This window comes from Paucibacter sp. TC2R-5, from assembly GCF_025717605.1.
GTDB classification, from domain to species: Bacteria; Pseudomonadota; Gammaproteobacteria; order Burkholderiales; family Burkholderiaceae_C; genus Paucibacter_A; species Paucibacter_A albus.
The window spans coordinates 331,040-355,479 of sequence record NZ_JAJIRQ010000001.1; the positions used below are offsets into that span (position 1 = coordinate 331,040).

Consider the following 24,440-nt stretch of genomic DNA (forward strand, 5'->3'; position numbering starts at 1 on the left):
TTCTATGCGGGGGAATCTGTGATTAACCGTTCCCGCTCAGCGCCGGATGGCCCCCAACCAGTCGCTTTGATTCCATCGATTTTGTGTGAATTCCATGCAAGTCAGCGAGCCGTCGACGCCAACCTGCCAATAAGTTGCTGGCGACGACCTTCGCCATAGATTGGTCATGGCATCGCGTACTGGCTACGAACTCGGTTTTACCCAGCGTGGCTCTGAATTCATGAGAAATTACGAGCCGGGCGTACCACTTTGCTCCACGTCTAAACAAGCCGTCCATTTATCACTCCGCTTTGTAGCAGGGTGACGTAGCAGGAGGGGGAAAAGTGAAAATCCAGAATTGGATCAATCACTTATAGAGATGTGGAGCGGGTGATGGGAATCGAACCCATAGTTGACGGGGCTCGCAAGCCGTTGATTCCTGGGCGGATGGTACCTCAGTAGCGCTGTTTGGCGGCGCTTCGTCGTACCACCTATTCGTAGTGGAGTCCCTTTCTCTCAACGCCGGAGGCGCCGTTTCCAAAAAGTACGGAGCGAGGGCAATTCGCTGCAACGGGTTAGATTCCCAGGCAGGGAATCTAATCAAGTGGGCGTCGTGCTTGCTGCAGTTGAGAACCTCGATGCACGCAGCCGCAACAGTCGGCGCGTCCTGGGTGCTTGTCCCGAGGGGCGTGCAGCCGAGCGCCACCTAGCGCCAAATCTCAGACCATGCATATGGCTGCAGTATTGAGTCAATATAGTTGGCGCGAAGAGCCCTGGGACTGACCCGGCAGGCGTTGATAACGGGGCGGCGGGGGAGGTCAATGATTCCGGATTTGAACCTGGATGGCGTGGCGGTAACGGCAAAGCCCGATCTTTTGCAGATCTTCAGTCAGACCAGGGTTGAAGTGTTGGCTGGAGCTCAAGGCTGGTGTCACTGGCGGCCGAAACAACCGGGTGAGGGCTTTACTTTGACGGTCCATGATGCGACCCGATGTGATGTCGATAGCCCCCCAAGAGAGGGGTACGAAGACCAAGAATGCGGAGCCGAGACCGAGGATTAGTTGACTGTTTTGGTCAAAGGCAGCTTACTGGAGATGATAGGGCTCCCGCTCCCGGCCATAAACCGTCGTAGTTAACAAAACTGATGGCCTGAACCTCATACCCTCGGGCAGAACAGACCTTAGACCTCATTCGCTGCCGACATTCGAGCCTGCTAGGGCGCAAGGGCAAGTGCCTTCTTCAAACTTGGGCTGATGGCTTCGGCCATGCGCAAAAAACCCAAGTCGTTGGGGTGGGTGCCATCGACCGTGGCCTCACCGTCTTGACCTAGCAAGGACTCTCCAGGCACGAAGAAGATGCGTTCGTCCTTGGCCATCAAAGCCGCGACGATGGGAGCCAAGACGGCGTTCTTTAAGGCATGGCCCGTTTGGTTCATTGGCCCCAGGCCCGCGTGCTGATAGCTGATATTGCCGAGCAAAATGATGGGCGTGCGTGGGTGCCGGGCACGCAGACGGGCCACAAAAGGCTTGATGCGTTCGGCAATTTGCTGCGGCGTCATGTTCGGCAAGGGGTCCAGGATGAACACGCTCGGGTTCAGTTCTGAGATCAAGTCCGCCGCAACCATCTCGGCATTGCCATTGCCCGAGAAGCCCAGGTTGATGACGGGCAGATCGAATTTGCGCCCCAGAATAGCGGTGTAGGCCATGCCAGGGCGAGAAGCACAACCACCCTGCGTGATCGACGTGCCGTACACCACAACCGATTGAGTGCTAAGTGGCGCCATGGCCGCTAGCTTGGCGCCCGCGGGCACGCCAATCTGCAGGTCTTCAATGCCGTTGTACAGCGGCAGATACAAGCGATAGTCACGCATGCCGCCACCGGCCGGCACGCTGGCCAGTTTGACGAGATTGGTCGGGCTCTCGGTCGGGCGGCCCACGCCCAACCACTGCCAGCGCCCCTCGTGGCGCACATAAAGGTCCAGCCCGCTCATCCCCGTGGCGGGCATGTGATCCATCGCCAAGCCGGGGTTGAGCAGGGTCCAGCGCGCGCCGATTTCGCTGGCATCGGTGGAGAAGTTGATTTCGATACCGGCGCTGTGGCGGCTCAAGCTCCAGACTTCTGGCCGCACGATTCGCTCTGCCCGCGCCGGCAGGCGATCCCAGGGCTTGGCCAGTTCTTTGACGGGCCAACCGGCGCTGCTGCGCCTGAGTTGCAGGGCCGAGTACCAACTCAAGTCACTGCCAGGCTGGCTGATCGAAAAATTCGGATCCAACTTCTCTGGGGCAAGCGCCGAGATGCTGGTGCTGCTGATGGCGTAGGTCGGAACGAAGGCACAGGCCAAACCAGTGATCAAAGAGTGAAGCTTCATGCGAACGAGCCCATGTATAGCGAGGCGGGATGAGGGAGAGGTGTATGGAGACACGCACCCCGATTCTGGCGCCCAGCCTTGCCAAGGCTGGGCCTGCCTGCAAACTTTTTCTCGGGCGGGGCGCCAAGGGCTGAACACGGCCCAATGCATGGCCTAGGCGGGGTGGCAGGACTTGACCCTCATTCCTCTTTCAGGCCGTGCGTGACGAGGCGAATATGGGCACTGAGTTACCAAGCAGTCAGTGCCCTCGAACTGTCGGCCTGCGCCAGGCCGACAGTTCGAACAATCGCTTGATAGCTGACGTTCGGTTCGCCGACCGTCCTCTTCAACGGCGGCTTACTGGCGATGGCGCGACCCTCCGCTCCCAACAAGTTCTTGTCATTCGGATGCGCAGAGTGGGCGCCAGCACCGTGCCCAAAGCTGAAACTCATATCGGCAAATTGCTTGCCTCGAAACGGACATTCAGCGTTTGAGGCTCGATGCACGCAGACACCGAATTTTGTGAAGCGCGCGATTCGGTCAATATGAATGGGCAGTTACTTGCAGGGTGAGGCCAGGATATTCCCCATTGACACCGGGCGAACCGTTGCCGTCTACTCTTTGGGGGAAATAACGCACAACCTTTGTTCAGGGGGTTAAGTGATGAGCTTTGATAGAGCTGAAAACAAATCTGATCAAACGGGGCTAGGCTGTGCGTGCCTTTTGGCCTTGGCTGCTGCTTCACTGCTTGGTTGCGGCGGTGGCGGTGGCGGTGGCGGTGGAGGATCCTACTCCCCTACACCGGTTACCCCAACTCCATCCATTACCGTGACCTGCCCAAATGGACAAGTCTCGACAGGAAGTTCGACCGATCTCGCCAACTCAGGCTGCGCCCCAGCCAAGATTTTGGCCGTCAGCCCTGCCAATGGCGAATCCTCGATTGCAGTCGATGGATTTTCTGGGATCGTCGTCACCACTGACAGCGTGCTGGACAGCAGCAGTACCCTCCCCTCGGGGATCACGGTCACTGCAGGCTCTTTGCCAATCGCTGGGAAAGTCGCCGCAGTAGATGCCAAAAGCATCAAGTTCGTTCCTGCTGCGCGCCTGCTAGAAAGCCAGACCTACTCCATCTCCGGTACTCTGAAAGACGCACTTGGCCGCAGCATTACCCTCGGCGCCCAATTCACGACTGCAATTGCTCCGGCGGGCAAGCGCCCGTTTGATGGAGTAGCCGGCAGCACAAATTCGCCCGGCAGTGCAGACGGTAGCATGATGAGTGCAAGTTTTCATTCTCCACGGGGCATGACTCTCGCCCTGAATGGCGATGTGCTTGTGGCCGATGGCTGCACTGGCTGGTTTGACTCCTATGGGAGCGTGCGAAGGATCTCGACAGGTGGTCAAGTCAGCACTTTAGTCGGTGGGCCGCGCTTCGCCGGTGTTGGAGCCGACGGCATCAACAACCGGCGCTGCTACACAGGCCTATCCCAACACCCAGACGGTAGCCTATTTGTGGCGGACCCGGTCAACCATGTTGTACTGAAGATTTCATCCTCTGGCATCACGACCATCGTGGCGGGCGCGGCAGGTCAAACAGGCACAGTGGACGGTCCCGTTGGTACTTCGCGTCTAAACGCGAATGGCATTGCCATCGACGCCGGTGGAACAGCCTATATCGCGGACACGGGTAATCACACGATCCGCAAGCTAGACGCGGCCAACGTCCTTTCGACAATCGGCGGCGCAGCGGGCCAGCGAGGCAACACAAACGGCGCGCTGAAAGACGCCCTGTTCAACGAACCTAGCACGATCAAGGTGAGCACCAAAGGCGAACTTTACGTCGGCGACCAAAACGGCGTGAGAAAGATCGAAACCGGCGTCGTGAGCTTGGTGATACCGCAGTCCCGCCTTATGGCTGACGCCTGCGGTTACCAGGGTCCCAATGCGCCTACTGACATTGTCCCGATGACGGACGGCCGAATGGCCGTCGCCATTTGCAATCATGTCTTGATCTATGAGGGCAGCCAGTTGCAATTGCGAGTCAATGCGGGTCTCGGCGACAGTGATGGAAGCGTTGCGTCAAGCACTTTCGCTCAACCCTATGGGCTCATCCAGCTTCCTGGCGGAGACCTCTTGATCAGCGATACTGGCAATCACAATATTCGGCGCCTGTCTGTTGCCAGCGACACGATCCAACTCTATGCTGGCCAGCGCAGCCCCTTCCAGACGACCGTCGGCCCTGCGATAACAGCTACGATTAGCTACCCAAGATGTCCTGTTGTGAACAGCGGTGGTGAAATCGTCTTCTCAAGCAACGCGAACGTCATGCTGCTCTCGAAGACGGGTGAGATTTCCAAACTTATCTCGTCCGATCACGACAGCTACTGCCCCATTGCCTTTCGCGGCGATGGGAGTCTCGTGGCGAGCAAGCTGCCAGGTATCGTTCAACGATTCAATGAGACCGGCACTCTCCTCGAAACCTTGGCCAGGGACCTTCCTGTCCATGGTGCGATCAGCATTAATGGCGGCGGCGAGATCTTCTTCGGTGATGACAACGGTTACGTCAGCCGCTACAGAAATGGCGTGATCGAAAGGTTCTCCGACATTCAAATCGGAAACTCCGTCGTTAGCAACTTGATTGCGCTCGATGACGGGACAGTGATCGCTGAGGGAGCCGGCGCGATCTTCCGACTCAATTCAACCGGCAAGGCAACCGTTCTCGCGGGCAAGTGGCGTGAAACCGGATCGGCGGATGGGCCGGCCGGTGAAGCCCGATTTGGGGCCATCTACAGCATGACAATGGGCAAGGACGGCGCCATCTATATTGGGGACGTGGGAACGACTCGTGTCCGTCGCATCTTAGAAGGCCGAGTCGATACGGTCGTTGGGGTCTACGGCATAAATGAAACCCATCTCGGATCCATGCCTGGAAGCATCGGCGATGTAGCCGGGCTGGCCTACGACCCGAGTAGCAACTCTTTGGTCGTCACGAACAATTCAGCAATCATGAGGATACGCTTACCTTAATCAATCTTTCCGGCGAGCACAGATCTTTGCAGATCTAACTATGCCAATGAGGTCAAAGTAAATATTCAAGTGGGTTCCGCCCATTCTGTTGCTGCTGATTTAGGGAGGCAGTTTGCGGGCAATTGCCGACAAAACTGTCGCCCGGTAACATGGTTGGCGTGACCAGCCACCCCTCGGAGTGAGCTATGAATTTGCTGCGTCTTTGGCTTTACTTCACCACCGCCGCTCTACTAGCGTGGCACTCCGGCTCATCACTGGCTCAGATCCCGTCGCCGCCAAATGAGGCTCCTCTCATCGGGTCTTGGCTGGTCTCCGTCGCCGGCGAGCAAGCCACGCGAACACTGATCATTTCCGAGGTCGCGCCAACCGAGACAGCCGCACTGCTGGCTGTGAGGTACGGCATGTCATCCGGCAAGCAGAGCGCCATAGAAGCAAAGATGATTCGCCTAGGAGTCGTACGTCAGTTGCACCTAGTAACTCAGGCCGCCACTATTATTGAAGCTACGGAGCAGCCCGACGGTACGTTCACCGGCACCTTCACTCTCAAGAACGGCGCCGTAAAGGACGTACTAATCTCCCGACTACGAGAGCAAGACCTTCGAACTCCATCCCAAGCCGACTTGGAGAACTTCAAGCCATATGAACTTGTAGGAGACTGGATCTTTTTGAACTCTAGTTCGGGTACCAAATACGGTGGAGACGTCGCTGTGAAAATTGACAAGTTGGACAAGCTTGGCACGATGCGCGGAATGATTTCATATGACGGCCGACAACTGAATGACGCCTGCGGAACTCGCGGTGTGCTCAGCGATGAACCGGTTGCGGCTGAGATTATCAAATCTCGAGATGAGTACCGCATTTCCTTTATGACCAAATGCTTGCGGGGTCAGAGTCCGAGGCTCTTCAGTTGGACTCTGGTTTGCGACACTGCAAGCTGCACCCAGCCAACAGTACTGCCGCACGGACGGGGTGTACTTACGCTGACAGAAAAGCGATAGGTTGGTGCTAAGTTCTGCGTGGCGCGCCCATGACGCCCAGCAACCGCTGCATTCTTGACTTAGAGGTAGGCATTCTGGATGCCCGCTATGGGCACACCAAGCAGCACAGCGAAAAGTGACCTGCCGAAGACTCATGGGGCAGGCTCGATACATATGAGTCTGCAGGGCCTAGCGTGGGCTTCATTCGGAGCCTAGAAAGGCTGCGCGCATGTGTTCTGCAACACGCTTGATACAGCTTGTTACGCGGGTAAGCACCCGTATTTACAGTGCTCTAGCCGACACTGAGTCAACGGTGCAAAACGCACCTGCAGACCCAGGAGAGACTTGATGAACTCAGCCAATTTCACTCGCCATGCAGCCCGTTTTGTTGCCTTGACCGTCTTCTCAGCGCTGGCCTCGGTCGGCTCGGCTCAAGCCCATCAGTTCACCGGCGAAGCGCTTGACGATGCTGCTCTCTCGCAAGTTCACGGCGGTTTTGGCGAGGCCTTGCTTGGGCCTTTGATGGCCGGCACGGTTAACACGCAGCACGTAGAGATGGAAGACTATTCTCGCCAACTGCCGACTTTGCAGGCCCTGCTGGCCATGGCCAACAATGCGCCGCGCCACGGCGACATCACCGTGCGCATCAATGAAGCGGCACGCAGCCAAATCAGTATGATCATGCCGGCCGCTGCTGTGCTGACCATCCCGGTTTTTGGCATGTTCATGCTGCCGATGCTGCCCGCCACGTCCTTGCAAAATCTGGCGCAGAACCAGCCCAAGCAACAGTGCATCAAGACGCCTTGCTGAAAATGAATGGGCCGGCCGGGCTCGGTCAAACGCCCACCACCTGATCAGCGCGCTATCGGGGCCGCCCGAAGTTTCAGCCCGACCGTTTCGGTCCCTCTCTGTCGGTCACATCTGATGCTTGGTCCTGTTGGGGTGTGGCGCCCAAATTTGGGCAGCCAATCATCGGGATGCCGCGGAAGGACACGGACCTGGCAAGACCCCTCCACCCGAGACGCCTCTGGATCGCGTCTCAGTGCCTCGGCTTCAGTAAGGCGACAGTTCGAGAGGCCAATCTTGCAGGTGACTGGGTTGCGCATCAGCCAATACCAGAACTCGACTTGTTTCATAGCATGAGCTTCCTGTGACTTTGCTCGATCCCGGGGATCGCTTTTCTTTATGCTGCTAGCAGGGCATCGGCTGGATCGTCTTTGTAGTGCCGGGTGGGGGCTGCGGCCAAGATCTCATTTGCAACGCTCCTGCTTTCTGCCAGCAGTGGCCGAAGTTCTGGATCAGCCTTGATGCGTCGCCAGGCAGCTCTGATCGGCAAGGCGAACTGAGGGCGCAGTCGTGCAATGGCTTGAAGCTGCGGCCCATGCCGCTCAGGCAAAACTTTCCACCAGGACACGATGCTGTCGGGATCGGTGAGGTTCAGGATCATCATTGAGCTCCGGCTGGATGGCTTGTACTGGTTAAATATACAGTATTTATGGGCGTGTTGCCAATGGATTTGAACGTGCCCAGATGCCGGACTTGACGGCGTTGACTTCACTCCGAGTCGTATCGGCGATTCCGCCCGTGCGGCAAATGCGAGCGCAACCGCCAACACCTTGAGCAGGGTGAAGCAAGGCTGCGAAGACGATGCGGCGAATGGCAGCGACAGGGTCAGTGTCAGCGCGGCGACACTGCTGTATCAAAGCATGGCGAACGCATGGTCAATTCGGCATAACCGCATGTTTAAGTGCCGCCAACCGCACAGAGACCGCATGTTCTGCTCGGACTTACGTCATGTGTGGGAACCCGTCCTAACCCTCGCACCTTGCACCCCTTAGCCAGGATTCGACGGGGGCAAGCCCTTGGTCGGAAATTTTTCCGGGACTTCCAAGCTGGCCCTATAAGGACCGAGGGAATCAGCCGATAGGGAGCCCTACGGTGTGATGTGATCTTGGATCATGGCGGCCCGGCTGTTCCTGGCGCTTCGGTCTTCTTCGCCGCCAAGCTTGAGCCGACCTTCGCAGCCTGGCCAACTGAACCGCACAGAGGCCATTCGGGAAATATGGCGGAACTTGGCCCTATAAGCACTTGTGTGGTTTCCGGCCCTTGATCAGGTGTCTTTTTTCACTTTTCGCAAAAGCTCAAATTGCTCGGGGTTTGCTCGGTCCTGCCGCAAGTCTGCAGCCGAGCAACGACCTTGCCTAGAGTGGCGGGAATTGCCCCCTAGGCTATGGGATTGGTGAGTGCGGCCCGGGACTCCAACATGGAGTCATTGCACGGGCGCGTCTGGCGGCCGTGCCGCCGGACCCTCGACGCGGTGACGTAGGAGCTGGCAATTCTGTTTCACCGCGCTAAACGATAGGCAGGGAACAAATCATGGCCTCACAACGTCGAGCCCTTTGCGTGGGCATCAACCATTTCAAAAATTTGCCCAACGCGACGCTTCAGGGCTGCGTCAACGATGCGCACGACATGCAGTCGCTACTCAGCGCCAAGCTAGGCTTCAGTGCTGCTGACATCACCGTCTTGGCGGACGCCCAGGCGACCAAGGCAACAATCATGAGCAAGCTGCAGGGCATGGTGGCCGATGCCAAGGCGGGCAAGCTGAACTATTTGGTTTTCAGCCTGTCCAGTCACGGCACCCAGGTACCCGACTTGAGCGGCGACGAACCTGACCGAGCCGATGAGGCCTTTTGCCCCCATGATTTGATCGCCGTGGGCGGCAACTGGGACCCCGCCCACATCATCACCGACGACGAGTTGCACGATCTCTTCGTGCAGCTGCCGGCCAATGTGCTGCTTGAGGTCTATCTGGACACTTGTCACAGCGGTACCGGCCTGAAGGCCTTAGACCTGGCCGCAGACCGCCGGCCGCGCTATCTGCCACCGCCGACATTGGCTGGCTTTTTGGCACTGGATGGGCGGCGCCCTCGCGGGCTCAGGCACACGCTCAGCGCCAAGGCTTTGTCGCACAATATTCTATGGGCTGCCTGTCGCTCAGACCAGACCAGCGCAGACGCACATATCGCCGGCGGCTGGCATGGCGCCTTCACCTATTTCTTCTGCAAGGAGATGATGAGTGGAGGCAACCTGCTGGCCCGCAAGGACGTGCTGACCAAGGTCCGGGCGGATTTGGTTGCCGGCCACTACAACCAAACGCCGCAACTCGAAGCCGATGCAACCAACCGAAATACAACGTTGGCCTGAAAGCACGAGTTCAAGCCCAGCTCCCTGAGCGCTGCAGTCCCCGGAACGCAAGCCGTTGTCAGAGGTAGCGGCGTGATTCAAAGATGGGTAGCACTTTGACCTGGCAACCTGAGCGCATTCCTCGAAGTGTTAGGGAGGGGGCAGCGGCAGCGTTGAATAGCAAATCAAGTAGTTCAGATCGAGCAAGTGGCGAGCCGCATCGGGCAACTGGTGCGGCTTTTTGCTATGCGTTCAAATCGGGTTTGCCCGATCGCTTGGTGCCTAGAGTGGAAGTTCTGAAGTTGCCTCGATGGTCAGAAATGACTACAGGGGTTTGCAGGTTTGGACAATTCAATGCCCGTGGTAAAAACTATTCAAATCGGCGGTTTGGTACGAGGTTTGCGTCAGCCAGTCGAGATGCCGAAACCAAATATTGGCGGAGTCGCCTCGATATATGAAAGCGGAGTCGCCTGATCACCTAGTTAGGAATCGCAAATGCAACTCCCCCCTGTCCCAGGCGTCTACGTCGTCGAGCTGCTTAACGAGGAGCCGATCTCGGTAAACGCTGATCGCCCGGTGATCGCGGAGCGCTGCATCAAGGTTACGCGGGCGAACTGCAAATACGGAAAGGCTGCGAACTTGGCTCGAAGGCAACGGGAGTATCACAAGACTTTCGGCGCACAGAACGTTCGCTTTCGGTTCTTCAGCACTACGGAGCAGCACGCGCTTGTTGAAGCGCTGGTTGGGCAGCGACTAGCGGCTTTCCGAATCCCCGGAGTGACCGGAAGGCTGAACGAATGGCTGCAAGGTATTGCCGCTCACGAAGTGGAGGCGGTCGTCAAATCCATCTTGGCCACACTCCCAACAAGCGCACCTACATTGGGCTCTGGGCCAACGAGCAATCGTGTCGCGCGCCCGGTTTCACAAGATCCGGTCGGTGTCTCACCCACCAGATTGGTTGAAGCCGCACGTTACCTAGAACGGCAAGCAATGTCAGTCAGCCTGTTGAGAGACCTGCATCACTCGCCTCGTAGGGATGAGACCTTCGCAGCGACTCTCCGGTACTTCAGCAAAAAGACTGAGCTTCGGCTGAACAATCAGCTCTACGGCGCACGTCTGATCTTTGTTGCCGCCGAACACCGGGCAACCGGCCTACCTTTCGAACAGTTGGTCCAAGCGGCTCTGCGACGACACCCGAGGTGATGCTTGCGATGTAGGTCAACCGGATCGCCAACGGCCAGGGTGGCACGCCGCCGCCAACACGCATAGCTGGCAAGAAGCCTTCGTCGGCATGGAGATTCAAAGCCCGTGCGGCGCCGATATGTCGAGTTGCCGTGCGTAGGCCAGCGTGGAGGCGGAACGCAGTAGCAGAAGGCATGCCAGATAGATCAAATGGAGGTTTTAGATGGAACGACGTAAATTTTCAGCAGTGAGGTCGAGCTGGCGCGGATTGGGTGTCTTGGCCGATGAGGTCAAAGCATCTGCTGACCGGGCTTGTTTGGCTATCGACAACGCGTTGGAATTCGTGGCCCAGAGTAACGCGCGAATCGAGGCAATGGAGTTGGCGGCCGCTCAAAGCCTTGTTGCTCAGCGCTCGTCAGCCAATTGACCGGGGCGTCTATCGATATATTGGGGGTTTCGTGCCCGTGTGAGGGTGGCGGCAACTGAGGCCAGCTACCGCAAGCAGATGGGCCTGCGGGGTGCCAAGTTCGACGGCATGCGCTGCAAAGCGATGCCCGACCGAATGCCCTTGCTTGCGTTTGACGAGCAAGACCCTACCGAACCCCTGCGCTGGTCGCCCGGCGCTGCTGTAGCCCCGTCTGAGCCCGTGGGCGAGGGGGCTGCATGAAGGGCAAGCTCACCGTTTACCAGATCGAGCTGATGAAGTACCTGCTGGCGGGCTCGCCCGCCGGCTCCGGGGCGATCGACTTTGACGAGCTGCTGGGCCTGCTTAGCTGGGCGCCGACGAAGGCGGCGGCCCACTTCTCCCTCCGGGCGCTCACCCGCCGGGGCTTGATTCAAAAGCTGCCCAACCTGGCAACCCGAAGGGGAAGGCAGCGGGTTTGCCTGGAACTGACAGAACTGGGAAAGCAAGCCCTGGACCCAAGACTGACCCCAAGCCAGGAGAAAAGCCCAAGCCCGGAGAAAAGCCTTCTCACGCCCGGGGTTCCCTTTCTTGAAGAGGCAGATTTAGCGTTTTCTGGTTTAACACCTCCTGGTCAAGGCTTTCTAACGCCCGGGGTTCCTTCTCTTGAAGATGAGGATTTCCAGCCAGAAGAGTTCATTGTTGAACCATAAAAAGATTGTGTTTTTAGGGTCTTTTTTTGGTTGCTTTTCTTAGTCGCCCCGGGGTTAGCTAAGTNATTTTAAAGAGAAAAGTGACCAAATTAGCGAAAAGTGGTTTTCCCCTTATATATAAACCCTCTTAAATTCATAAACACAAACATTTAGATCATTGATCAATGCTGTGTTAGTGATCACTAACAAAAGAAGCACCCGGCTGCGCATGAGAATCAAGATCGGGTCCATGTGCTCTGCGCATGTGGGCGTAGGCTGAACTCGGACGGGGTGTTGGAGCCTACGTTTCAGCCAACGCTGTTTCTCGCATCGGTCGGGCCCAAAAGAGTTCCGTTGGCGATTTAAGCCGTTTTAATGACAAGGTGTACCCTACGTATGTCTAGTGAAATTAAATCGCTTCTGGGGTGCATTGGGGCCTTTCTTGGGTGGGTGTGGTTCTGGGGTGTTCAAGTTGGGCGACAGATGACCGCTCGGTGCGCCACCTACATTCAGTCTCTGTGCCTGCGGGACACCTTCGTTCGACTGCCCCGGGGGGAGCGTTGACTGCGACGATAAGACGGTTCGCAACCTGGCGACCGAGTACATCGCCCGGCTGGAAGACGACCACCGCACGGAATTGCCGGTCTGGCGGGGCGTTGGTCCTTCAATCCAAGAGCGTGGGTGAGCGTGCCGAATTAACTGATGGCCTGGACGTAAGCTCTCCGCCTCGAACTTACGGAAGGTAGCCTCTGCGTGGCGCTGCCGCGAAATTTGGACGCCCCGGTGGACCCGCGCTCAATCCACCGTCTTGACCACCGGTATGCCGTTGTTGCCGACCGGGATGTAGATCTGGGTGTGGTTCGGGCTGCTGGCCATCTTCTCTTGTGCCTTGATGGCCTCGTGCTGAAGGTAGCGGTCGGTCAGGGTGGCGTTGATGATTTGCTGGGCGTGCGCAATGCCCTTGGCTTCTTCGACCCGTATCTCCGCCTTCTGGGTTTCCACCTTGATCAGTTGCTCCTGTTGGCGGATTTTGATTTCATTGAGCTTGACCTGATTGGCCGCGGTGGCGCGGGCCTGATAGCGGGAATACTCCGGGATCGAGAAAATCAACGAAAAAACTGCAGCGATGAATAATAAAACATAAAACAATATTATGTTGATTGCTGGCGTTTTGTGATCATCTCTGAGGTTTTGTGTGACTGCTTCGATTTGTGTTTCCATGATTTTTGAGTTTATATTCCTGGTTTGTGTTTGAATTACTTGTGCCGATGAAGTGATTGGCTTTGGTATTGTTTTTTAGTATCGATTGGCTGTCCAGTTATATTCGTGGCTCGATGCGAACTCGCGCCAGGACGCTTATCTGCGCGTAGCCGTTCAGGGCATCCGCGCGGCACACATTGCCAGTGCCCGCCACAGCTGCGTGAGAAGCGCTTTCATCGCGGTCTGTCTGCTGGATATGATGGGCACTCAGGGGAGGGCGGCCAAAAAGTGAAAATCACAGGCTGCTCCAGATCGGAATGGATCGCACGTTGTCTGCATTGAGCCGCCCAGCGCTTGGGTTGGTGCTTGATGCACAGGCAAGGCTGGCGGTTCTTTTCAAGCAGGCAAATTCACGCCCAGCAGGGCAAGTGACTGCCCTCCGCTGTGCGGAGCTCTATCCCGGCGTGGGGTGAGGCCAAACGACTTTCAAGAAGAACCGCGACAAAGACCATGCGCCATGACATCAAGAGAACGCTCTCGGCCATGCCCAAGGCTTTAGCCCAACTTTCCTTTTGCTCACCACGATCATCCAGATGAACAAAGACATCGCTTCCAAACTGCACGCCAGCCGCAAGGAGCTGTTGGACATTGGCCTGCGCAACAACCTGGTCAGCTTCAGGAAGACAGCCAAAAACCTAGCTTTGATACAGGCGGATGCCGGTGAGGTGTTCGAGGCGGTGTATGGGGAGGAGAAGGCGCTATCGTTCTTTGCGTCTGAGGCTAAGCCCAAGCGCACGGCCTCAACGAAGGTCAAGGACCAAGAAGCAGCAACAGAAGAGGACGGTGAAGATGAGCTGGATTCCTCGGATTTGGAATTGCTGAGCGAGCTGAGCCAGGCCCGCGCCTTAGCCGGCGTAGCTGTCACTGCCGGCGAAGAGCCCACGGCCAAGGGTCGCGGTAAGGCTGCCAAGGTGCGGCTGCTGACGGCGTTGGATGAAGAGCGGCTGTTTTTGCAGTTGCTCAAGATGCGCGCCGAGGCGCAGAGTTATGTGGAGGAGCAGGGCGTCAACGTGCTTTACCTGGCGCTGGGTTTCCTGCACTGGTATGAGAGCGACAGCTCGCAGGAAGCACGCCGGGCGCCTCTAGTGATGGTGCCGGTGAAGCTGGTGCGGGTCAGCGCCCAGGAACCCTTCAAGCTGGAGTACACCGGGGACGAGTTGGTGATCAACCTGTCGTTGGAGGCCAAACTGAAGGCCGATTTCGACATCCGCTTGCCTGCCTTCGATATGGAGGCTGAACAGGCTACAGAGGAGCTAATTCGCTACTTCAAGGCCGTTGGCGAAGCCGTTCGACTGCAAAAACGCTGGAAGGTGCAGGCGAACGAGTTGGTGCTGGGCTTCTTCTCCTTCGGCAAGTTTCTAATGTTCAAGGATCTGGACCCGCAGAGCTGGCCGGCCGAGAAGTCGCCGGCCAATCATGCGGTGATCGGGCGTCTGCTGCGGGGTGGATTTGGGTCCGACGCGCCGGCGTATACCGATGACGTGCATGTGGACAGCGTGTGCTCGCCCGGCGAAGTGCATTTTGTAAAGGATGCCGACAGCAGCCAGACGCAAGCAATTCTGGAGGTGCGCGCGGGCTCTAATCTAGTGATCCAGGGGCCGCCGGGAACGGGCAAGTCGCAAACCATCACTAACTTGATCGCCGAGCTGATCAGCCAAAACAAGACTGTCTTGTTTGTGGCCGAGAAGATGGCGGCGCTGGAGGTGGTTAAACGGCGGCTGGATGAGAGCCATTTGGGCGATGCAGTGCTGGAACTGCACAGCCAACGGGCGACTAAAAAATCGGTGCTGGATGAGTTGCAGCGCTCGCTCGACCATGGCCGACCGCTCAACGACCAGGGCGAACAGGACATCGCCAATCTGACCGAGGTGCAGGAGGAATTGAATCGCTACTGCGCCGTGGTGAGCAGCGAGGTGGGCAGCAGCGGTTTGCAGTTCTTGGAGGTGCTGGGTCGCTATATGCGCTGCAAGCGCGAGTGGCCGTCGCTGGCTCCGCTGGATTTCAAGCCGATGGCGGCATGGAGCGAGTCGCTGTTTTTGCGCCGCAAGGAGCGCATGCGTGAACTGCAAGTGCATCTGAAGGAGATGGGGCGGCCGGATCAAAGCCCATTCTGGGGCTCGACCAAGACCTTCTTTACGCCGGTGGATGAAAGTGCGGCCGCTGATGTGTTGCAGCAATCGCTGCAATATGTGGAGATGCTAAAAAGCCGGGCCGATGAACTGTCGCAGCGGTTGATGCTGAGCCAGCCAGTTACCGTGCAGGACATTGATGTGGTCTGCCGTGCAGCGAGACGGGCCGCACAGGCGCCGCGGTTGCAGGGGGTTCAGCTATCGACCCAGGACTGGCAGCTCCGGCGAGATGCCTTGCGGGCCCTGATTGATGCGGGCCAGGCGATGAGCGGGCTGCGGCAGCAATTTGACGCGGTGCTGGTGGATGTGGCTTGGGCCCAGGACTTGCTGCCGGTGCGGCAGGTGCTGCTCAGCCATGGCAGCAAGTGGTGGCGTTTTATGTCCAGCGCGTTCAAACAGGCCAAAGGGCGGCTGCAGTCACTGGCTCGGGCTGAGCTGCCTAAAGCGGCCAGCGAGATGCTGAAGATGGTAGACGGCGTGATGTCCTACCAGCAGCATGAAAAAGTGTTCCTGCAGCAGGAGACGTTAGGTCAGGCCTTGTTTGGCGCGCAGTGGCAGGGCCGGCAGTCCGATTGGGTGGTGCTGGACCGGCTGATGAGCTGGGTGGTGAGTCTGCATGACGATATGGGCAAGGGCGAGATCCCGGCCGGTATCGTTGACTTCTTGTCTGGGCATGCGGATGCGAGTGGCCTGGGCGATGTGGCGCAGGTGATCGAGAACCTGATGGCCGACACCAAGGCCGGGCTGACCCAGGTTTCAGACATCTTGGGCGTCTCGCAGCAGTCGGGCGGGCAGGATCTGCTGACCACTCCCTTGGAGCGGCTGGCCGAACAGCTGGAACAATGGCAAGTTGGCTTGGGCTCACTGCGGCATATGGGGCGTTTCAACGCCTTGGCAGAGCAACTGCGCAAAGAAAAGATGGCGCAGTTTGTGTCGCATGCGGCGGTTTGCGAGCGGCCCGAGCAACTTGGTGGATTGCTGGAGCTGAGCTGGTACTCGGGCTTGCTGCAAAGTGTCTACGCGGAGAACCCGACGCTGCAACATTTCGACCGGATTCAACATGAACACCGGATTGCACGCTTCCGCGAGCTGGACCAAGCCTCGTTGCGGCATGCGCAGACGAAATTGGCGGCCAAGGTCTGGGCCGCCAAGCCGAACTTGAATCAGCCGGGCGAGATGGGTGTGCTGCGGGCCGAGTTCAACAAGAAGAAGCGGCATCTGCCGATCCGGCAGCTGATTCTCAAGTCGGGCCGGGCGATTCAACAGATCAAGCCGGTGTTCATGATGAGCCCGATGTCGATTGCCAACTTCTTGCCGCCGGGGATTCTTGAGTTCGACGTGGTGATCTTTGACGAGGCCTCGCAGGTCAAGGCCGTGGATGCGTTTGGCGCGATCTTGCGCGGCCGGCAAGTGGTGGTGGTGGGTGATACGCGCCAGATGCCGCCGACTGACTTCTTTGGCCGCGATGTGGAGGTGGATGACGAGGACAACACCACCGGCGACATCGAGAGCATCCTGAGCATGTTCAAGGCGGCCGGTTGTGCGGAGCGTTACTTGCGCTGGCATTACCGCAGCCGCCATGAGTCCTTGATCGCCGTTTCCAACGCCGAGTTTTACGACAGCAAGCTGGTCATCTTTCCGACCGCAGGTACCGACCCGATGGTGACCGGCATTGGTTTTGAGCACTTGCCCGAGGCGCTGTACGACCGGGGACGCACCCGAACCAACAAAGGCGAGGCCAAGGCGGTGGCACAGGCGGTGATGGCGCATGCGATTGAGCGGCCACAGTTGTCGCTCGGGGTGGCGGCGTTCAGTGCAGCGCAGCGCGATTTGATCGATGTCGAGGTGGAGCTTTTGCGCCGGCGCACGCCGCAGGCCGAGGCCTTCTTCAGCCAGCACGCCAGCGAGCCCTTCTTTGTAAAGAACCTGGAGAACATCCAGGGTGACGAGCGTGACGCCATCTTCATCAGCATTGGCTATGGCCGCAACGAGACGGGCAAGATCGCGCGTGAGTTCGGCCCACTGAACAAGGAGGGTGGGCATCGCCGTCTGAACGTGCTGATCTCGCGGGCCAAGATGATCATGCGGGTGTTCTGCAACTTCAAGGCGGAAGACATGGCGCTGGATGCCACGGCCAAGCATGGTGTGAGGGCCTTGAAGAATTTCTTGAAGTACGCGGAAACGGGCCAGCTGGAGGTGAGCCACGAGACGGGCAAGGCGGCTGACTCGCCGTTCGAGACCGAGGTGATTCTGGCCCTGCGTGAACTGGGGCACGACATCGAACCGCAGGTGGGCACGGCGGGCTACTTTATCGACATGGCGGTGCGCGACCCCGCGAAGCCTGGGCGTTACTTGCTGGCGATTGAGTGTGACGGGGCGGCATATCACAGCTCGCGTTCAGCGCGCGACCGGGATCGCCTACGCCAGGGTGTACTTGAAGGCTTGGGCTGGAACTTCCATCGCATTTGGAGCACTGATTGGTTTCGCAATCGGCAGCAGGAACTCAAGCGCGTGGTGGCCGCTATCGATGCGGCCAAGGCAAGCGAGGGCCGCGTTGTTCTGGCGGTGGTCAAGGATGCGGCGCCGGTTGAGCATGTAATTGAACGGGGCGAGGCGGCCAGTGAGGTCGAGGTGAACTTCACACAGCCTTATGTCAAGGCTGCCCTTGCTCCGGTCGGTGGCGTGGAGTTGCACTTGGCGCCCGTTGGCGACTTGGGCCGTATGGTGGTGCGGGTGGCCAGCGTCGAGGCTCCGATCCACTTCAGTGACCTGACCAAGCGTTTGATGGAGGCATTCGGCGTCGTGCGCGCTGGGAATCGCATCACGGCCAGGGTGCAAGAGGCGCTAGACCATTGTGTGCGAGGCGGCAAGGTCCATTGGCGTGGCGACTTTGTCTATGTCCCCGGCGATGGACAGATCGTTCCAAGGGATCGGTCACTGTTCAGCGCCACCGACAAGAAGATCGAATGGGTGGCCCCGGAGGAGATTGACGCGGCACTTCAGGAAAGTGTGCGGCTGGGCTACTCGCTGAGCTTGGATGATGCGGTGGCGGAAGCGATCAGGTTGCTGGGCTTTGGCCGTGCGACACAGAAGATAGGCGCGGCTGTGGAGGAACGGATGGAGGCGCTGGTCATGGCTGGAGTGCTGGAGCGAGTGGGGACCGTGGTGACGTTGGCGACTAGTGCGAGCTTTGGTTAGTGCTGACCGGTGGCCTCTGTGTTTCTGCCCAATTACCACCAGGAAGCAGAGGCAGCTTGGCATGCGTACATCAAGCTGAGCCAGAAAGTTTCCAGTGATGGCCAAGGGTCGAGCTTCGATGCCGCTCGATCACGCGATATGTACCGATAATTTTTGACGTTACTATTGTCTCAAACACAATTACCAGGGGAGGGCAATGGCACAGGCAGAACGGCTTTACAAGCTGAATCACTGGCTCGATTCAGGTCGCTGCCTTACTCGGCAGTTTTTGCTTGCTGAGTTAGAGGTGTCATCTTCAGCGCTAAAGCGTGATCTGGCGTTCTTGCGGAATCGCATGAACGCGCCGATTGTCTTCGATCACGATCAAAAAGGCTGGCGGCTTGACAAGGCGCAACAGGCGGTTGGCACCCAATACGAGTTGCCGGGCCTTTGGCTGAGCGCAGAGGAGATTCATGCGCTTCTAACCATGCAGCATTTGTTGTCCAATCTCGACGCCGGCGGTCTACTGGGACCGCACATCGCCCCGCTGATGGGGCGCCTGAACCAACTGCTGGGTGCAGGCGCGGGTGCAAAAGCAAGCGCCGAGTTGGCGTTGCGCATTCGGGTTCAAACCGTAGGCGCGAGGCGTTTGCATGTGCCGAATTTCCAGGCCGTCGGCAGCGCGCTGCTGCGTCGCCAGCGCCTATCCATTCAATACCAAGGGCGGGGACGAGATGGCGCCCAAGACCATGTGCGTGAAGTCTCGCCGCAGCGTCTGATCCACTACCGTAGCAACTGGTACCTGGACGGTTGGTGTCATTGGCGCGAGGGTTTGAGAAGCTTTGCGCTGGACGCGATCCAAAGCATACGGGTGCTGGACCGCCCCGCTATCGAAGTCCCCGGCGGCGAGTTAGATTCAGTGTTGGGTGCCGGTTATGGCATTTTCTCAGGTCGCGAGGTGCAATGGGCCACGCTGCGCTTCACCGCTGAGCGCGCGCGCTGGGTCGCCGCCGAATCCTGGCACCCCACGCAGCGTGGCCGCTTTGAGGCGGACGGGCGCTATGTATTGGAACTGCCTTACGCCGATCCGCGCGAGTTGGTGATGGACATCCTGCGTCATCTGCCGGAAGTGGAGGTGCTGGGGCCAGCGAGCTTGGCAAAAGAAGTGGAGAAAAAAGTTCGCGCTGCGTTGGAAAAAATGGCGGCAGGGTCATCTGGTGAGCCTGCGACTTGCCATCATGAAGCCCAGTAGCAGTCAAACACCTCCGGGCCAATATGTCCAAAGCTGAACCGTCCGATGCCGCCCTGCACGCGCACAGCCAGAACGAATTGCGTGAATGGCACGGCCTTGCCGACCACCTCCACGAGGTCGGGCACATGGCGGGCGAGTTTGCAGCTCCTTTTGGCGGCTCGCTTTGGGCCGAGTTGGCGGGACGCTGGCATGACTTGGGCAAGGCCAGGCCCGGCTTTCAGCGCTATGTTCGCGGCGACTCCAACGCTCATATTGAAGGCCGGGTCGCCGGGGCTGACAAAACCCACTCCGCTGCCGGTGCGCTGCATGCGCGGGCGATGTTCAGCCAGACCTTGGGACCGCAGCAGGGTGAATGGTTGGCTCGGGCGCTCGAGTATCTGATCGCCGGTCACCACGGCGGTTTGGCCGACTGGAATGCCGGCGAGCTGGGCCCGGGACTGGCACCTCGATTGAAGTCGGCAGAGGCGCAAGCCGAGTACAAAGAGGCAATGCAGGTCGCGCTGACCGCTATGCCAGCGCTGTGCGCCGCACCAGCTGCGGACGAGCTGCGCAATGCAGGCTTGAGCGCCAGCAGCCTGCGAGATCGCAGCCAACCCTTGGCCCGCTCGATCTGGATGCGCATGCTGTTCTCGGCCCTGGTGGACGCCGATTTTCTGGACACTGAGGCCCATTTCAAGTCCAAGGCTACCGGACACCGTGCCGGCTTTCCAAGCCTGCAGCAATACCGCAGCCTGCTGAACGCCCATCTGACGAATATGGCCGAGCAAGTCGAACTGAGCGGGCGAGGCTACTCCGCCGTCATGTGTGCTCGGGCCGCCGTGCTGGCGCAATGTCGGGCCAAGGCCACCTTGCCGCCTGGCGTGTTCTCGTTGACCGTACCTACCGGGGGTGGAAAAACGCTTTCGTCGCTGGCCTTCGCGCTGGAACATGCCTGCGAACACAACTTGCGTCGCATCGTCTACGCCATTCCCTACACCAGCATCATCGAACAGACGGCCTCGGTGTTCGGTGCGATCTTCGGGCCTGAGAACCTGGTTGAGCATCACAGCCAGGCCGATGCCGACCCGGCGCAAGAAACCGCGCGCAGCCGGCTGGCCTGTGAAAACTGGGATTCGCCGCTGGTTGTCACCACCAATGTGCAGCTGCTGGAATCTTTGTTCGCCGATCGGCCCTCGCGTTGCCGCAAGCTACACCGGCTGGCCGACAGCGTCATCATCCTGGACGAGGCGCAGATGCTGCCGCCCGAGTTCTTGCAGCCGGTGCTGGACGCGCTAAATGTGTTGCTCACGCATTACGGCATCACTTTGCTACTTTGTACCGCCACCCAGCCGGCCCTGACTGAATTGGCTGCCTTCGATCCCAAGAAGAAACTGCGCGGCCTGCCGGTGCCGACGCCCATCATTGACGACGAGGCGGCATTGTTCGCGCAGTTGCGACGCACGGCGGTGCATTGGCCCACCGACCTCAACGCTCAGACCGAGTGGCCCGACCTGCTGCCTCGCTTGCTGGATCACCCAAGTGCTTTGGTGATCGTCAACACTCGCCGCGACGCGGCCGAGCTGACCCGCGCGCTACCACCCGGCACGCTGCACTTATCTGCCGCGATGTGCGGGGCACATAGACAGGCGACGATTCAAGAAGTTCGGCAACGTTTGAATGCGCAGCGCGACCGTGAGGCAACGGAACCCTTCTATGTGGTCAGCACGCAGTTGATTGAGGCCGGCGTCGATGTGGACTTCCCCGTTGTGTTCCGCGCCCTGGCTGGGCTCGACTCAATTGCCCAGGCGGCAGGCCGCTGCAATCGCGAGGGCTGGCAGGTGCAGGGCGATGTGCATGTGTTTGTGCGGACCATCCCGAAGTTGTTGGCGCAGCTGCGCAGCGCCGCCGAGACCACCCGTAGCCTGCATGACCAAGGCTTGACCGACGCACTGGCACCCGCTGCTTTCGATGGGTACTTCAAGCTCTTTTATACACGTCAACCCAGTTTCGACGCGCGCGATGTGCTGACCGAACTGGCCGACCCAGACGGCCGCCTGCAATTCAACTTCCGCAGCGCTGCCAAGAAATTCCGACTGATAGATGACGAAGACCAAGTCAGCCTGCTGGTTCCTTATCACTTGGTTGACGCCAAGCATGAGCAGCTAGAGCCGCTTATCGAAAAGTTGCGCCGAGGTGAGACTGACCGCTGGTTGATGCGCGCTACACAGCGCTACACGGTGACGATCAGAAAGCGCGAGCTGGAGAAGCTGGAGCGACAAGGCGATGTGCAGCCCTTGCTTCCGGGCTTGTACCTGTTGATTGACCAGACGATTTATCACCCGCTGTTCGGGCTGCTGCCAAGGGATAGCCCTTTGGACGCGGCCAGTTTGGTGCAGTAGGCTTGTGAAGTTATGGGAGAAGGAGAAAACTACATGAAACGCTACTGTTTGTCTGTGTCAGGCGAATTCGCCTGCTTCACGCGCCCCGAGATGAAGGTCGAGCGGGTCAGCTACGACATCATCACGCCATCGGCGGCGCGTGCGCTGTTCGAGGCGATTTTGTGGAAGCCGGCAATACGCTGGCATGTAAGGCGTATCGAGGTACTGAAGCCCATCCGCTGGATCAATCTACGACGCAACGAGGTTGGAGCTGTCATTTCCACCCGCAACGTACAGCAGGCGATGACGGTAGGTGAGGGTGATTTGGCGCTCTATGTCGAGGACGAGCGTCAGCAACGTGCCGGGCTGTTTCTGCGTGACGTGGCTTACCGGGTCCATGCTGATCTCGAACTGTGCAATGCGGAAAAGCCGCAGAAATATCACGAGATGTTCGAGCGCCGCGCCGCCAAGGGCCAATGGGTGAATCAGCCCTATCTGGGGTGCCGGGAATTTGCCGCCGATGTGCGTTTGGCCAGCGATGCGGCTGAGCTGGCGCCTGCCATTCATGAGAGTCGCGACCTGGGCTGGATGCTGCATGACCTGGACTTCGCTCAGGCCAGCAGCCCTCAGCCGCGTTTCTTCCGCGCGCAGATGAACAGTGGCGTGATTGAAGTACCGAGCTTTGACCACGCCGAGGTAGCGCAATGATTCTGCAAGCCCTGGCCCAGCTCTATGAGCGCCGCAGCCTCGATGCCGACCCCGCAAAGCGCCTGCCCTCGCCAGGGCTGGAGGACAAGGAAATTCCGTTCGTGGTCGAACTCCGAACAGACGGCAGCGTTGTGCAGATCCGCGACACCCGCATGCTGGACGGCAAAAAGCTGCGCGGCCAGACCTTTCTGGTGCCGCAAGCCGTCAAGAAAACCTCGGGCGTGGCGGCTAATCTCTTGTGGGACACCGCCGAGTACGTGCTCGGCGCCAGCACCAAGGCGAAGCCGGAGCGCTTGAAGGATCAGCAACAAGCTTTCAAACAGCGCATTCTCGACCTAGCCGAGCGAGCGCCGGACGATGCGGGTTTGCAGGCGGTGCTGGCTTTTCTGACAGAGCCACAGCTGGATGCACAGCAGGGCACGCCACTATGGGATGAGTTGGTGCTCAGCAACCCCGTGGTCAGCTTCGAGCTTCAAGGCGATGGCGGCAACCTAGTTTGCCAGAGGGCGGCCGTCGTCAGCGCCGTGCTGAATGGCAGCAGCGGTGGCGGAGCGAGCGCTGACGCCATGCAGGCGATGTGTTTGATCGAGGGTCAGGTCTTGCCGATTGAGCGCCTGCACACGGCCATCAAGGGCGTCTGGGGCGCACAAAGCTCGGGGGCCAATATCGTCTCGTTCAATCTAGACGCGTTCAACTCCTACGGCAAGGCCCAGGGCGGCAATGCCCCGGTGAGCGCGCGTGCCGCCTTCGCATACACCACGGCCTTGAACGCGTTGCTGGAACGCGACTCGCGCAACCGCGTGCAAGTGGGCGACAGCTCGACGGTTTTTTGGGCCGATGCAGAAACGCGCTTCGACTCAGAGTTCACGCTGGCGGATTTTTTCGGCGAACCCAAACCGGACCAACCTGATCGCGGCCGCGACGCAGTGAAGGCACTGTATCAAGCGCTGCGCAGCGGCCAATTGCCGGCGGCCGAAGCTAGTACGCGCTTCTATGTACTGGGGCTAGCGCCGAATGCTGCGCGCATCAGCGTGCGCTTCTGGCTGCCCGGCATCAGTTTTGCCGAGTTAGCCCCGCGCATTCAGCAGCACTTTGACGATTTGCGTACGGTGCGTCGCTTCGACAGCGACCTCGAACATCCGTCCTTGTTTCGGCTGCTTTCCAGCCTCGCGCTGCAGGGCAAGTTGGACAACGTGCCGCCGCGCTTGGCCGGCGAATGGATGCGCTCCATCCTGGAAGGCAGTGTTCTGCCTGCGGTGCTGCTTAACACAGCGGTTATGCGCTGCAAAGCCGAGCGAGACGTCAGCTATCTACGCGCCTGCGTATTGAAGGCTTGGTTGAACCGCCATGCGCGCGGCCAACAAGCCTCGGACCATCAACATTTCAAGGAGGAACTGGACATGAGCCAAGAAGAACCGGCCTACCGACTGGGCCGCTTATTTGCGACGCTAGAGCGCATTCAAGAACAAGCCCAACCGGGCATCAATGCCACCATTCGAGACCGCTTCTACGGCGCCGCGTCAACGACGCCGGTGGCGGTGTTCACCACTCTGCTGCGCTTGAAGAACGCGCATTTAAAGAAGTTGACGCAGGGGCAGCTGATCCATTTCGAGAGGTTGATTGGCGAAATTCTGCAACCGCTGCAGGGTTTTCCGCGCCAGTTGGCGCTGGCCGAGCAAGGCCAGTTCGCCCTCGGCTATTACCACCAGCGCCAGGCTTTTTATGCCAAGCGCCCCGACGACCAGCAAGACAACAAGGAGGTTTGAT

At 58.9% G+C, this 24,440-nt stretch carries 15 protein-coding genes; 11 read left to right on the forward strand and 4 right to left on the reverse strand.

All coding sequences use genetic code 11. The features are described 5' to 3' along the window. Positions 1-22: 22 nt before the first annotated feature. The gene (locus LNV08_RS23105) at positions 23-277 is read right to left on the reverse strand and encodes a DUF6538 domain-containing protein (protein ID WP_414858661.1); all 255 of its coding nucleotides are present in this window, start codon (positions 275-277) and stop codon (positions 23-25) included. Between the two features lie 915 nt (positions 278-1,192). Then, on the reverse strand, positions 1,193-2,347 hold the full coding sequence (locus LNV08_RS01395; RefSeq protein WP_263531866.1) for an SGNH/GDSL hydrolase family protein: 1,155 nt from the start codon (positions 2,345-2,347) through the stop codon (positions 1,193-1,195). Between the two features lie 642 nt (positions 2,348-2,989). Here LNV08_RS01395 and LNV08_RS01400 point away from each other — a divergent pair. From LNV08_RS01400 to LNV08_RS01410, 3 genes are all read left to right on the forward strand, one after another. Continuing rightward, positions 2,990-5,350, forward strand: a complete 2,361-nt coding sequence (locus LNV08_RS01400; RefSeq protein WP_263531867.1) for a hypothetical protein — start codon at positions 2,990-2,992, stop codon at positions 5,348-5,350. Positions 5,351-5,535: 185 nt separating this feature from the next. Then, positions 5,536-6,348: a hypothetical protein gene (locus LNV08_RS01405; RefSeq protein WP_263531868.1), complete on the forward strand. Its 813-nt coding sequence runs from the start codon at positions 5,536-5,538 to the stop codon at positions 6,346-6,348. 327 nt (positions 6,349-6,675) lie between these two features. After that, positions 6,676-7,137: a hypothetical protein gene (locus LNV08_RS01410; protein ID WP_263531869.1), complete on the forward strand. Its 462-nt coding sequence runs from the start codon at positions 6,676-6,678 to the stop codon at positions 7,135-7,137. A 373-nt stretch (positions 7,138-7,510) separates the two neighbouring features. On the opposite strand, the gene LNV08_RS01415 is transcribed toward LNV08_RS01410, so the two are convergent. Further along, positions 7,511-7,777 carry a hypothetical protein gene (locus tag LNV08_RS01415; RefSeq protein ID WP_263531870.1) on the reverse strand — a complete coding sequence of 89 codons (267 nt, stop codon included), beginning with the start codon at positions 7,775-7,777 and terminating at the stop codon, positions 7,511-7,513. Positions 7,778-8,703: 926 nt separating this feature from the next. On the opposite strand from LNV08_RS01415, the gene LNV08_RS01420 reads away from it, so the two are divergent. From LNV08_RS01420 to LNV08_RS01430, 3 genes are all read left to right on the forward strand, one after another. Continuing rightward, the gene (locus tag LNV08_RS01420) at positions 8,704-9,534 is read left to right on the forward strand and encodes a caspase family protein (protein ID WP_263531871.1); all 831 of its coding nucleotides are present in this window, start codon (positions 8,704-8,706) and stop codon (positions 9,532-9,534) included. 474 nt (positions 9,535-10,008) lie between these two features. Continuing rightward, positions 10,009-10,716 (forward strand): GIY-YIG nuclease family protein, encoded by a 708-nt coding sequence (locus LNV08_RS01425; RefSeq protein ID WP_263531872.1) that lies wholly within the window; start codon positions 10,009-10,011, stop codon positions 10,714-10,716. Between the two features lie 642 nt (positions 10,717-11,358). Further along, on the forward strand, positions 11,359-11,811 hold the full coding sequence (locus LNV08_RS01430; RefSeq protein ID WP_263531873.1) for a hypothetical protein: 453 nt from the start codon (positions 11,359-11,361) through the stop codon (positions 11,809-11,811). Between the two features lie 774 nt (positions 11,812-12,585). On the opposite strand, the gene LNV08_RS01435 is transcribed toward LNV08_RS01430, so the two are convergent. Further along, the gene (locus LNV08_RS01435; RefSeq protein WP_263531874.1) at positions 12,586-13,011 is read right to left on the reverse strand and encodes a hypothetical protein; all 426 of its coding nucleotides are present in this window, start codon (positions 13,009-13,011) and stop codon (positions 12,586-12,588) included. 572 nt (positions 13,012-13,583) lie between these two features. Here LNV08_RS01435 and LNV08_RS01440 point away from each other — a divergent pair. The 5 genes from LNV08_RS01440 to cas8c all read left to right on the forward strand — a co-directional run bounded on the left by LNV08_RS01440 (position 13,584) and on the right by cas8c (position 24,439). Then, positions 13,584-18,377 (forward strand): DUF3320 domain-containing protein, encoded by a 4,794-nt coding sequence (locus tag LNV08_RS01440; protein ID WP_263531875.1) that lies wholly within the window; start codon positions 13,584-13,586, stop codon positions 18,375-18,377. A gap of 334 nt (positions 18,378-18,711) precedes the next feature. Beyond that, on the forward strand, positions 18,712-19,608 hold the full coding sequence (locus tag LNV08_RS01445) for a helix-turn-helix transcriptional regulator (protein WP_263531876.1): 897 nt from the start codon (positions 18,712-18,714) through the stop codon (positions 19,606-19,608). Positions 19,609-19,631: 23 nt separating this feature from the next. Beyond that, the gene (cas3, locus tag LNV08_RS01450; RefSeq protein ID WP_263531877.1) at positions 19,632-21,986 is read left to right on the forward strand and encodes a CRISPR-associated helicase Cas3'; all 2,355 of its coding nucleotides are present in this window, start codon (positions 19,632-19,634) and stop codon (positions 21,984-21,986) included. Between the two features lie 33 nt (positions 21,987-22,019). Further along, on the forward strand, positions 22,020-22,673 hold the full coding sequence (gene cas5c, locus LNV08_RS01455; protein WP_263531878.1) for a type I-C CRISPR-associated protein Cas5c: 654 nt from the start codon (positions 22,020-22,022) through the stop codon (positions 22,671-22,673). Further along, positions 22,670-24,439 carry a type I-C CRISPR-associated protein Cas8c/Csd1 gene (gene cas8c / locus LNV08_RS01460; RefSeq protein WP_263531879.1) on the forward strand — a complete coding sequence of 590 codons (1,770 nt, stop codon included), beginning with the start codon at positions 22,670-22,672 and terminating at the stop codon, positions 24,437-24,439. Before cas5c ends, cas8c begins: the two co-directional genes overlap by 4 nt. Position 24,440: the final 1 nt, after the last annotated feature.

Coding starts and splice junctions, on each gene's coding strand:
- cas5c (WP_263531878.1), top strand. CDS start 22,020: ATGAAACGCTACTGTTTGTCTGTGTCAGGCGAATTCGCCTGCTTCACG.
- LNV08_RS01435 (WP_263531874.1), bottom strand. CDS start 13,011: ATGGAAACACAAATCGAAGCAGTCACACAAAACCTCAGAGATGATCAC.
- LNV08_RS01445 (WP_263531876.1), top strand. CDS start 18,712: ATGAACGCGCCGATTGTCTTCGATCACGATCAAAAAGGCTGGCGGCTT.
- cas3 (WP_263531877.1), top strand. CDS start 19,632: ATGTCCAAAGCTGAACCGTCCGATGCCGCCCTGCACGCGCACAGCCAG.
- LNV08_RS01425 (WP_263531872.1), top strand. CDS start 10,009: ATGCAACTCCCCCCTGTCCCAGGCGTCTACGTCGTCGAGCTGCTTAAC.
- LNV08_RS01395 (WP_263531866.1), bottom strand. CDS start 2,347: ATGAAGCTTCACTCTTTGATCACTGGTTTGGCCTGTGCCTTCGTTCCG.
- LNV08_RS01440 (WP_263531875.1), top strand. CDS start 13,584: ATGAACAAAGACATCGCTTCCAAACTGCACGCCAGCCGCAAGGAGCTG.
- LNV08_RS23105 (WP_414858661.1), bottom strand. CDS start 277: ATGGACGGCTTGTTTAGACGTGGAGCAAAGTGGTACGCCCGGCTCGTA.
- LNV08_RS01400 (WP_263531867.1), top strand. CDS start 2,990: ATGAGCTTTGATAGAGCTGAAAACAAATCTGATCAAACGGGGCTAGGC.
- LNV08_RS01420 (WP_263531871.1), top strand. CDS start 8,704: ATGGCCTCACAACGTCGAGCCCTTTGCGTGGGCATCAACCATTTCAAA.
- cas8c (WP_263531879.1), top strand. CDS start 22,670: ATGATTCTGCAAGCCCTGGCCCAGCTCTATGAGCGCCGCAGCCTCGAT.
- LNV08_RS01410 (WP_263531869.1), top strand. CDS start 6,676: ATGAACTCAGCCAATTTCACTCGCCATGCAGCCCGTTTTGTTGCCTTG.
- LNV08_RS01405 (WP_263531868.1), top strand. CDS start 5,536: ATGAATTTGCTGCGTCTTTGGCTTTACTTCACCACCGCCGCTCTACTA.
- LNV08_RS01415 (WP_263531870.1), bottom strand. CDS start 7,777: ATGATGATCCTGAACCTCACCGATCCCGACAGCATCGTGTCCTGGTGG.
- LNV08_RS01430 (WP_263531873.1), top strand. CDS start 11,359: ATGAAGGGCAAGCTCACCGTTTACCAGATCGAGCTGATGAAGTACCTG.